General features: G+C 38.6%; 10 protein-coding genes. 4 read left to right on the forward strand and 6 right to left on the reverse strand.

The window, feature by feature from the left end:
* Nucleotides 1-311: 311 nt before the first annotated feature.
* Both VB733_RS26745 and VB733_RS26750 read right to left on the reverse strand, forming a co-directional pair.
* Nucleotides 312-659 (reverse strand): histidine triad nucleotide-binding protein, encoded by a 348-nt coding sequence (locus VB733_RS26745; protein WP_096615497.1) that lies wholly within the window; start codon nucleotides 657-659, stop codon nucleotides 312-314.
* Between the two features lie 387 nt (nucleotides 660-1,046).
* Nucleotides 1,047-1,529 (reverse strand): GNAT family N-acetyltransferase, encoded by a 483-nt coding sequence (locus tag VB733_RS26750; RefSeq protein WP_323343084.1) that lies wholly within the window; start codon nucleotides 1,527-1,529, stop codon nucleotides 1,047-1,049.
* Nucleotides 1,530-1,683: 154 nt separating this feature from the next.
* Between VB733_RS26750 and VB733_RS26755 the strand changes: the two genes are divergently transcribed.
* Both VB733_RS26755 and VB733_RS26760 read left to right on the forward strand, forming a co-directional pair.
* Complete coding sequence (locus VB733_RS26755) at nucleotides 1,684-2,574, forward strand: bile acid:sodium symporter family protein (protein WP_323343085.1); 891 nt, start codon at nucleotides 1,684-1,686, stop codon at nucleotides 2,572-2,574.
* Between the two features lie 308 nt (nucleotides 2,575-2,882).
* Nucleotides 2,883-3,437 (forward strand): L,D-transpeptidase, encoded by a 555-nt coding sequence (locus tag VB733_RS26760; protein WP_323343086.1) that lies wholly within the window; start codon nucleotides 2,883-2,885, stop codon nucleotides 3,435-3,437.
* Between the two features lie 22 nt (nucleotides 3,438-3,459).
* Here VB733_RS26760 and VB733_RS26765 read toward each other — a convergent pair whose 3' ends face one another.
* From VB733_RS26765 to VB733_RS26780, 4 genes are all read right to left on the reverse strand, one after another.
* Nucleotides 3,460-3,993 carry a universal stress protein gene (locus tag VB733_RS26765; RefSeq protein ID WP_323343087.1) on the reverse strand — a complete coding sequence of 178 codons (534 nt, stop codon included), beginning with the start codon at nucleotides 3,991-3,993 and terminating at the stop codon, nucleotides 3,460-3,462.
* 398 nt (nucleotides 3,994-4,391) lie between these two features.
* Nucleotides 4,392-4,778, reverse strand: a complete 387-nt coding sequence (locus VB733_RS26770; RefSeq protein ID WP_323343088.1) for a YybH family protein — start codon at nucleotides 4,776-4,778, stop codon at nucleotides 4,392-4,394.
* A gap of 409 nt (nucleotides 4,779-5,187) precedes the next feature.
* Entirely contained in the window at nucleotides 5,188-5,655 is a 468-nt protein-coding gene (locus VB733_RS26775) for a DUF1499 domain-containing protein (protein ID WP_323343089.1), read from the reverse strand.
* A 42-nt stretch (nucleotides 5,656-5,697) separates the two neighbouring features.
* Entirely contained in the window at nucleotides 5,698-6,870 is a 1,173-nt protein-coding gene (locus VB733_RS26780; protein ID WP_323343090.1) for a cysteine desulfurase family protein, read from the reverse strand.
* A 224-nt stretch (nucleotides 6,871-7,094) separates the two neighbouring features.
* Here VB733_RS26780 and VB733_RS26785 point away from each other — a divergent pair, with 224 nt between their 5' ends.
* Both VB733_RS26785 and VB733_RS26790 read left to right on the forward strand, forming a co-directional pair.
* Nucleotides 7,095-8,789, forward strand: coding sequence for a DUF655 domain-containing protein (locus VB733_RS26785; protein WP_323343091.1), 1,695 nt, complete (start codon nucleotides 7,095-7,097; stop codon nucleotides 8,787-8,789).
* 208 nt (nucleotides 8,790-8,997) lie between these two features.
* Nucleotides 8,998-9,723 carry a CAP domain-containing protein gene (locus tag VB733_RS26790; RefSeq protein ID WP_323343092.1) on the forward strand — a complete coding sequence of 242 codons (726 nt, stop codon included), beginning with the start codon at nucleotides 8,998-9,000 and terminating at the stop codon, nucleotides 9,721-9,723.
* The last annotated feature ends 104 nt before the right edge of the window (nucleotides 9,724-9,827 follow it).

The raw sequence follows: 9,827 nt of genomic DNA on the forward strand, positions 1-9,827 counted from the left end.
TTCTCCCATACGTTGGCGCTTTCGCGTCTTTGTAAGGTTGCGGTCATGTTTTTATGATTGCTTTATTGTGATGAATGTGTCGGTGATTTGCTTCACCTGTTACTACATTAGAATTTAAATTGAGTTTTGTAAACAAAATTTAATTAAGCATTTGTTATGTATCTGACAATAAATACTCATATATTGTTAACTAATGTAAATAAGGTCAAATGCAAGGCTGTAAGCATTGCCAATAAAGGCATAGGCAATTGCGATCGCACTTTTACCTATGCTTGACAAAAAGTATTTTTAGTGTATCTAAATGATCAGTCTCAACCGGGAGGCCAATTCATTTGGCGATCGCCCAATATATGTAAATGTAAGTGGTAGACTGTTTGTCCCCCGTCTTCGCCAGTATTAATGACAACCCGATAACCTTTCTTTAGTCCTGCTTGTTCGGCAACCTTCTTAACAGTTAGTAACAAATGTCCTAATAAAGCACTGTCTTCGGGTGTTGCGTCACTCAGTTTGGGAATGGGTTTTTTAGGAATAACGAGAATATGAACGGGTGCTTGAGGCTGAATATCGCGGAATGCTAAGGCTAATTCATCTTCATATACGATGTCTGCGGGGATTTCCTTGCGGATAATCTTACCGAAAATTGTATCTTGGGTAGTCATTTGTGATTTTTTCCTTGATCATGTGTCAATTGTTAATCATAGGACGGACAAATGATATAAGGTTCGCCTAAATCATGACGATAAAATCGACGCGGAGATAGGGAGATAGGGAGATAGGGAGATGGGGAGATGGGGAGATGGGGAGATGGGGAGATAGGGAGATAGGGAGATAGGGAGATGGGGAGATGGGGAGATGGGGAGATGGGGAGAAAAATTAAAATTGAGGATAACTGATTAGCCGGAATTAATATGAGCGAAATAATCGGTGTGGAACAATGAATCAGTAATTATTGCGTGATGTTGTCACAAATGTGTAAGGTTGATGTAGGCGATCGCTTGATCAACATTTGAGGGCGAGTAATTAATGTATGGTGATTAATGTACTAATTACGCAATTCCTGTCTTAATACACTTTTCCATTACGTAGTTGATGAACGTTTCGCCTCGACGATTCACAGTCTGCTCTTTGACAACAGCAAAGCCCATACGCTGGAAAAATGGTTTTGCAGTAATGCTTGCCTCAGTAAACAATCGAATCACTGATAACTCAACTGCTTTTGCTTCAATCGCCCGATAGATTTGGCTGCCTACGCCACAACGTTGATAATTCTTATGGCAGTAGAAACAGTCAATACGACCATTTGATTCTAACTCGCCAAATCCAGCAATCACGCCCTCATCATCAGCAACATAAGTGAACCTGCTTGAACAAACTTCTACCCAGTTTCTAAAGTGGATATTATCGGGTGCCCATGCCTGAACCTGACTAGTTGAGTAATCACGGACGTTGATTTCACGAACTGTTTCATGGAACAAAGATGCTATTTGTTCCGCATCCTCTAGCTTAAACAACCGCACATTGATCTTCATATCCTCGACTGGGAAAATACAAGTTTGCTTGGGGATACACAACTATTTCCAGATTTAAAATCGCTGTAGATCAAATCACTGTAGACTAGTTGAGAATATGCTGCCAGCCGCAGACAAATTGGACAAATCTATAAGTTGTAATAGATTCAGCACAATGGAATTTAACGTTTTTACCGCTATTATTTTACCCATCGCTTTAGGAATAATCATGCTAGGCATGGGTTTAAGCCTAGTTCCAGAAGACTTCCAACGAATTACAAAATATCCTAAAGCTGTCGCGATTGGCTTAATCAGTCAGTTAATAATTCTTCCTATTATCGGCTTTATAGTTGCAAATGTTGTACCCATGCAGCCAGAAATTGCAGTAGGCTTCATCATATTATCTATTTGTCCAGGTGGTCCATCTTCTAATTTAATCACTTACTTAGCAAAGGGAGATGTTGTACTTTCCATTACCCTCACAGCTTTTAGTAGTATTATCACAGTATTCACAATTCCCATTTTGGCAAATCTTGCTTTGCAAAACTTTATCGGGCAAAGTGCTTCGATTCAACTGCCAATTGGTCAAACAATGCTACAAATATTCATTATTACCCTTGTACCTTGTGGTTTGGGTATGTGGATAAGGCAGCAATTTCCTGATATTGCACGACGCTTAGAGAAAGTAACAAACAACCTGGCTGCTATTTTCCTGATTGTAATTATTTCAGCAATAATCATTCGTGAATGGAGCCGTCTACCTGGATTTATTATTCAAGTGGGAATTGGTGTTGTACTGCTTAATCTCTTGTCTTGTTTCGCTGGATTTTTGTCTAGCAGATTGTTCAAACTCAATTTAGCTCAAAGTATTTGTATTGCCATTGAAGTGGGAATTCAAAATGGTACATTAGCGATCGCCATTACCGCAGGTATACTCAAAAACCCTGATATGGCTGTACCCGCAGCAGTGTACAGTTTATTTATGTATGTAACGGCATTTATTGCGATTTTCTCTGGCAGAAAATTTACTACTGAAAAGTTAGTTAATCTAGAATCAAAATCATAACTAAGCTGTCTTGTCAAGCAGATTTATAGTTTATATTCAGGTACACACGCGATCGCTCACCAATATCAATTGCTAATCCAATTCTAATCTAAGTAGCCATGATGAACCCTCTATACCAGAACAAAGTTCATCATGGCTAATTATATAAAAATCACTATTCTTTATTTATTTATCTGGAATCAGGCGATGAGATGGTGAAGTAAAATAATAGAATAATCGGGTGATTGAACTCTACTAAATTTAATTGTTCTCAATATTTTCGGGAATTCATTTATTTATCAAAACACAAAATAAGGAGTTGCGTAAATATGCAAGTCCACATGCGATCGCTCTGGAAATGGCATTTATTGATTTTGATGACTACGTCTGTTTTTGCTAATTTTTTGAGTATTTATCATCTACAAATTACAAGTTTAGCAGCACCCGCAAGTAAGCAAAATTCAGCAACAGAAGCCGAAACAGTCAGACCAGATAAAATTACTCAAGCAATTCTCAATTTGAAAGAATCCCAGCAACGTTGGATTGAAATTAATCTCAAAGAACAAAAGCTGTTGGCTTGGGAAGGAAATCAATTTGTTTATGGGACAACAATTTCCACAGGAAAGCGTCTAACTCCCACACCAACAGGAGTTTTTGCTGTCCAAACAAAATTACGACAAGCCAGAATGCGAGGTAGTGATTACGATATTCCTGATGTTCCTTACACTATGTATTATGACGGGAACTACGCCATTCATGGCGCATATTGGCACAATAATTTTGGAACTCCAGTTAGTCATGGTTGCGTTAATTTACCACCAAAAAACGCTTTGTGGTTATTCAATTGGGCAAAAGTGGGAACACCTGTGGTTGTGAGGAAATAGAAATCAACTGCATCTACCACAATTACTCTGCACTCATTACTACTACTTCCGCCTCAGGATTTTGGGGAAGAGTGACTGCTATTCCTTGAACTGCTAATACTGAACAATGAGCGTGATGCAGTACGTAGTTACTAACACTGCCAAGGAAAAATTCGCTTAAGCCCACACGTCCTCGACGACCAAGTATGATGACATCAGCTTGCCAATTTCTGGCGATTTCGCAAATTATTCGTCCCGGATCGCCTAAATTTTGGGTAAACTCGGTTTTTACTCCTTTCTGAGCCGCAGTGCTACATAATGAACTTAAAAAGTTAATATTCTCTTCCTTCAAATGATCCCATTGTTTCAGGGTTTGAGTTATGGCTTCGGAATGTATTGCTGGGTAAAAGCTATAGGGATCCATGGAAATTGGATTTACATAGCGATCGCTATAGGGTGACATTACATGCACCAGCATTAAACTCGCATTACTTGCTTTTGCTAGAGCTAATGATTCTTGGAAAACAATATGACCTATTTGATTGTTTTCAACTGCCACTAGAATTTTTGTAAACATATCCAATTATCCTTGTTGTAATCGGATTAATTGTCTGAAATAATCTGAATAAGATTCAGCAAAACCAGAATTTTACTATCGGAATTACTTGATAATTCTTCACAATTGCCCACCCATATTTTTCAATATCTTGTGAGTCTAAATTCGAGTCTAAATATTAATTGGTTGTTACTCTTTTACCTTACCTTTTTTGATTCACCCATAAGCCGGAATATTCATAAAAATTTAACTAAGTTGTGTAGCAGCTCAGGTTCTAACAGTTTTGACTAAGAAAGAAGCATTATCAATCAATCGCGAGTTATCTGTAACGATGATGTCAAAAACAATACAAACCTTAACTGTCACAAATGATGCGCCACTTTCTTGTCCCTTACTACAAGAAATCCCATTAAGAGTTATTACTTGAGGTTCCACATCTGCCTTTTAATCAACCATTCTCCTGATTCCTCTTGGTGGAGAAGCCAGGTCTTCGTGGCTTTGAAAGAATTTGTCGTCCCATCCGCGTAGGCAACAGTGGTTACATCAACATATGCAATTCCGTATATCCACTGATTATTGATATGCAGAACATCAATGGGTCTAGATTGAATGCTCCATTTTGCGACATTATAGTCTTGCTGTTCACTTTTTGAAATTTCGTCCGAACCGTACTCTGGCTCTGAACCTGGAGGAATGCGAATCGCATCTGCGGCGAATAGCTGCTGATATGCTGCGGAATCGTTAGCGTTAACAGCTGCCTGATATTTCTCACACATTGACTTGAGAATCTCGTTCGCATCAATCATGATTTGTAACTCCCGATTTAGTTTGCTTTTTCATGTTGCATAACAATTGGGCAGCATGAGTACAAACGATACCAGTTTCTTGCACTAGTAAAACTTGTTGAAAATAACCCTGTTTTGTCACTCTCGGAAAACAATAATCTCAGGCTGATTCTGAGACTTTGATTTCATCAAGGTTTGAGCCTTTATTTTCTAACAGAAACTAAAATTTATAGACAAAACGTGGAAATTAAAGCCCTGTAACTGTTTGGGCGATTAGATTCTCCCAATCTGACAAAAGAGGGATAAAAGATTAAAAAGTAGAAAAGTTTAGCTGCTCGCAAGACTAAAAAATGGTATGTGTATTTACGCCGCACGGTACTAGTGTAACGCAATTTCTCTCTAGGTGAGACATCATTCCGGCACTATCCAATCAAATATTTAGGTCTTGTAAAGCCAGACGAATCTGCTCTAAACGTCTACGATTGACACCCAAGTCTGAATCTCCAATCCGAGATGCCGATCGCATATGGATGATATGCTCCTGTTGGGGAAAGTAGAATTCGACATCATCGACAAAGCCAAAAATACGACTTTTGGACAGGGCATGAATGTAATCATCTGTTTGTTCTGTCACTTCTGTGCGCGGAACAACGGTAAGCACTTTGAGTAAGGTTTTACGGGCAGCATCTCGGTCGATATGATATGTAATTGGCTCAATACTATGTTTGGAATCGGCATCTTGACTCAGAACACAGTTTGGGGAACTGGGACAAGCTGTCAAGGGAGAGGCAGCCCAAGCAGCAGTAGGCAATATAAAAATTGCAATTAGGCTCAGGAAGATTGCCCAAGTAATAGATTTTTGCCTCAATTTGGCGATCGCTGAACAGAAAGTTTTCATAATTTACTCCTTTGGATATTGATTAATTTGTTAATTTGTGATTTATTTCCGCAACCGTTCTAAAACCTGCTGAAATACAATTGCAGTCCAGTCGATATCTTCCTCTGTGGTATCTCTTCCTAATGTCATGCGAATTCCAGCCATTGCTGCCTGATCAGAATAACCCATTGCTAGTAATATTGGACTAGGGTTAAGTTTACCGCTACTACAGGCAGAACCGGCACTAATTCCAATTCCCGCCAGATTCATTTGCCGGACAATATTTCTACCATTAATACTCTCACCATCTGCATTTACCAAGCAAAAGCTGACGTGGTGGGGTAAACGTTGGCTTAAATCCCCCGTAGGGATTAAACCGGGAATGTCAATTAAGTGAGAGAATAGGCGATCGCGCAATTTAATTAATCTGGGTGTTTCTGTTGCCATTTCTTCCATGGCTAATTCTGCGGCTTTGCCAAAACCGGCGATAATTGCAACAGCTTGAGTGCCGGAGCGGGATGGTGTATTCATTCCTGTTAACGAGGAGCGCATTTCTTGTCCACCGCCTAATAATAATGGCACTAATTCCACACCTGGACGGACATATAATGCACCTGCTCCTTGGCTACCATATATTTTATGACTAGACATGCTCAGTAAATCTACTGGCAAATTTTCGATATCAACTGGTAAGCGTCCGGCAACTTGCACAGCATCAGTATGAAATAGGACATGATGTTGACGAGCAATTTTTCCTAACTCTGGAATCAGTTGTAAAGTTCCGACTTCACTTTGCCCGTAAATTATCGAGATTAAAACAGTATTTTCTTGAATGGCGTTGGCTAAATCTTGCGGGTTGACTTGACCTTTAGCATCAACACCTAGGCGTGTTACCTGCCATCCGCATAATTCTAACATTCGTGCAGGTTCAGAAATTGCCGAATGTTCGACACTGGAAATAATTAGATGTTGAGGTTGGCTATAGAGACGAGCCACGCCCATAATTGCGGTATTATCAGCTTCCGTACCGCCAGATGTGAAAATAATTGATTCGGGGGATGCATTGATTAAGTTTGCTACTTGCGATCGTGCCACTTCTATTACTGTAGCAGCCCGTTGTCCCCATTCGTGCAAACTGGAGGGATTACCCCACTGTTGTGCGAGTGTTGTTTGGATGAGAAAAATAACTTCATCGCGAGTGGGAGTAGTAGCACTGTAGTCAAGATAAATTTGCATATTTTAATCTAAAAACATATTTAGCAACGGGATAGCTTCTATTTCTATATTCAGATTACATATATATCTGGCAAATTCTCACTTCTGCTTGCATGACTGTATCTGTACTCATCGGTGGATTTATGCGTCACCTACCCTGGAGGCGTGTTGAATATGGAGGTAAATTCATCGCCAAATTTTGGGAATAATAAATCAGTTCATCAAGTTAACTATAAAAAATTACCGTGCATTTTACCTTGATTAAAAATTCTCAGAATAAATTTTATTGTTTATGTTTAATTACTTTGAGTCTGACAGCTTGTCAGCAATTAAAATCACAAAATCACAGTTTAATTTCTGGTTTGCAGCCTTTGCCACAGGATGCTTTTATTCAGGTATATTTTAACCATTCTCAAACTGCGGATTATCAAGAAGATTATCGTCCCAAAAAACGATTTGGTGATGACTTAGAAAAGCAAATTATTGATGCTATTTCTCAAGCGAAATCATCAGTTGATGTGGCTGTACAAGAATTACGTTTACCAAAAGTGGCACAGGCACTATCAGAAAGGCAAAAAGCAGGAGTCAAAGTTAGATTAATTTTAGAAAATACCTATAATCGCGCTTGGAGTCGTTTTTCACAGCCAGAAGTAGCCAAGTTAAAACCAAGAGAACGTGAAAAATATCAGGAATTTTATGCTTTTGTCGATATTAATAAAGATGGAAAACTGAGTTCCGAAGAGATTAATCAGCGTGATGCATTAGTTATTCTCGAAAATGCCAAAGTCCCGAAATTAGATGATACAGCAGATGGTTCTCGTGGTAGTGACTTAATGCATCACAAATTTATTGTGGTTGATAATCGCATTGTTGTTGTCACCTCAGCTAATTTTACTCCATCAGATGTACATGGAGATTTTAAAAACATTGATACTTTGGGAAATGCCAATAATTTATTAAAAATAGACAGTTCAGAAGTCGCATCAATATTTACAGAAGAATTTAATTTGATGTGGGGGAATGGTAGCCCAAATAATTCACCTGCCCAAAAGGCTGCAAATCCAGCTATAAATCAAAAATTTGGCATTAAAAAACCAATTCGCCCACCGAAAACAATTCAAGTTGGCGACAGCAAAGTAACTATTCATTTTTCCCCAACTTCGCCAACTCAACCTTGGAAAAATAGTAGTAATGGATTAATCAATAAATATTTAGCAGCAGCAACCAAATCTGTAGATATGGCTTTATTTGTCTTTAGCGAACAACGTTTTGCCAATACCCTAGAAACACGACATGAAAATAATACAAAAATTCGCGTCTTAATTGAAAAAAGTTTTGCCTATCGTCCCTACAGTGAAGGTTTAGATTTGATGGGTTTTGCACTCGCTGATAAATGTAAATACGAGTTTGATAATAAACCTTGGTACAATCCCCTCACGACTGTTGCTATCCCAACTTTACCTAAAGGTGATTTATTGCATCATAAATTTGGCATTATTGATCATAAAATTGTAATTACAGGTTCCCATAATTGGTCTGAAGCTGCAAATTATGGTAATGATGAGACAGTTGTAGTCATTGAAAATCCAGTCATTGCTGCACATTACAATCGTGAATTTGAGAGACTTTATAAAAATTCCCAAGCTGGTTTACCGCCAAAAATTCAGCAGAAAATAGCAGCACAAAAAGAGCAATGTGCGGAAATAAAAGCACCCTCCAGTTTAGATAAAGTCATTGCCAATAAAGCACTACAGAAAATAAATTTAAATACTGCAAGTCTTAGCGAGCTTGAAACATTGCCTGGTGTGGGAAAAAAAATGGCAGAAAGAATTATTATTGCCCGTCAGCAGCAACCGTTTACTTCTTTAAAGGATTTAGAGAGAGTTAAGGGAATTAGTTATAGCAAGTTATATAAATTAAAGGATTATGTGACTTTGTAAGCTGGTTATTTGATGAGATAGGAAAGCACCATACTTGAACACAGAGTATTTATTACAGTATTTTCCCGTATTAATACTTGGAATTTGAAATTTTGAAGAGACTGGAAATTCAACCTATGAATAGTTATTAGAGAAACAAATTGCTGTCAAGATGAGTCACTAGGAAGTATCAAAGTTATACAGTAAAGTATCAACTAAGAGGTTTACAATGCATCGTCGCCTAAAATTTGGGGCATTTTTTTCACTTGCCTTTGTATTTATCGGCATTCCACAATTATTGCAGTCTCAACCAGCAGTGGCAGAAATCTCACTTAACTCTACCTCTGTGACACCCACAAGTAAACAAACAAGTCCCATTTTACTGGCACGGGTAAATTACCTATCCAGCTTAGAAGCAGAGGTAATTGCGGAAACGAATAAAGTCAGAACAAACCCCAAATCTTATTTACCGATATTGGAAAATTACCGTAAGCGTTTCCAAGGGAAAAAAGTCAAGATTGGTAACAACACATTTTTAGTGACACAGGAAGGAACCAAAGCAGTTGATGAAGCGATCGCATTTTTGAAAAAACAGCGTCCATTAGCAGCATTGAAGGCATCAAAAGGAATGTCATTAGGTGCTAAAGACCATGTTAAAGACCAAGGGAGCAAAGGCGCAATCGGTCATAATGGTAGTGATGGTAGTAGTCCCTTTTCTCGGATTAGTCGCTACGGCAAATGGCAAACTACAGCAGGTGAAAATATTAGCTATGGTCCAGCAACAGCACAAGATATTGTCATGCAACTGATTATAGACGATGGAGTGAGCGATCGCGGACATCGGAAAAATATTTTTAACCCAGCTTTCAAAGTCGCTGGAGTCGGTTTTGGTAATCATGCCAGATATGGAAAAATGTGCGTAATCACTTATGCTGGTGGGTTTCAGGATAAGTAATTCAAGAGGATAGGGAGACATGGGAACGTGGTGACGCGGAGATATCAAAAAACTGATTCAAATTAGAATTTCAGAAATTTGATTCCTGACTCCTGACTTGAAAA

It is taken from the genome of Calothrix sp. UHCC 0171 (assembly GCF_034931845.1).
Lineage (GTDB): Bacteria > Cyanobacteriota > Cyanobacteriia > Cyanobacteriales > Nostocaceae > Brunnivagina.

What these genes read in the sequence shown, in the direction of transcription:
- VB733_RS26755 (WP_323343085.1), top strand. Translation starts at nt 1,684, where the DNA reads ATGGAATTTAACGTTTTTACCGCTATTATTTTACCCATCGCTTTAGGA.
- VB733_RS26745 (WP_096615497.1), bottom strand. Translation starts at nt 659, where the DNA reads ATGACTACCCAAGATACAATTTTCGGTAAGATTATCCGCAAGGAAATC.
- VB733_RS26775 (WP_323343089.1), bottom strand. Translation starts at nt 5,655, where the DNA reads ATGAAAACTTTCTGTTCAGCGATCGCCAAATTGAGGCAAAAATCTATT.
- VB733_RS26760 (WP_323343086.1), top strand. Translation starts at nt 2,883, where the DNA reads ATGCAAGTCCACATGCGATCGCTCTGGAAATGGCATTTATTGATTTTG.
- VB733_RS26790 (WP_323343092.1), top strand. Translation starts at nt 8,998, where the DNA reads ATGCATCGTCGCCTAAAATTTGGGGCATTTTTTTCACTTGCCTTTGTA.
- VB733_RS26780 (WP_323343090.1), bottom strand. Translation starts at nt 6,870, where the DNA reads ATGCAAATTTATCTTGACTACAGTGCTACTACTCCCACTCGCGATGAA.
- VB733_RS26750 (WP_323343084.1), bottom strand. Translation starts at nt 1,529, where the DNA reads ATGAAGATCAATGTGCGGTTGTTTAAGCTAGAGGATGCGGAACAAATA.
- VB733_RS26765 (WP_323343087.1), bottom strand. Translation starts at nt 3,993, where the DNA reads ATGTTTACAAAAATTCTAGTGGCAGTTGAAAACAATCAAATAGGTCAT.
- VB733_RS26770 (WP_323343088.1), bottom strand. Translation starts at nt 4,778, where the DNA reads ATGATTGATGCGAACGAGATTCTCAAGTCAATGTGTGAGAAATATCAG.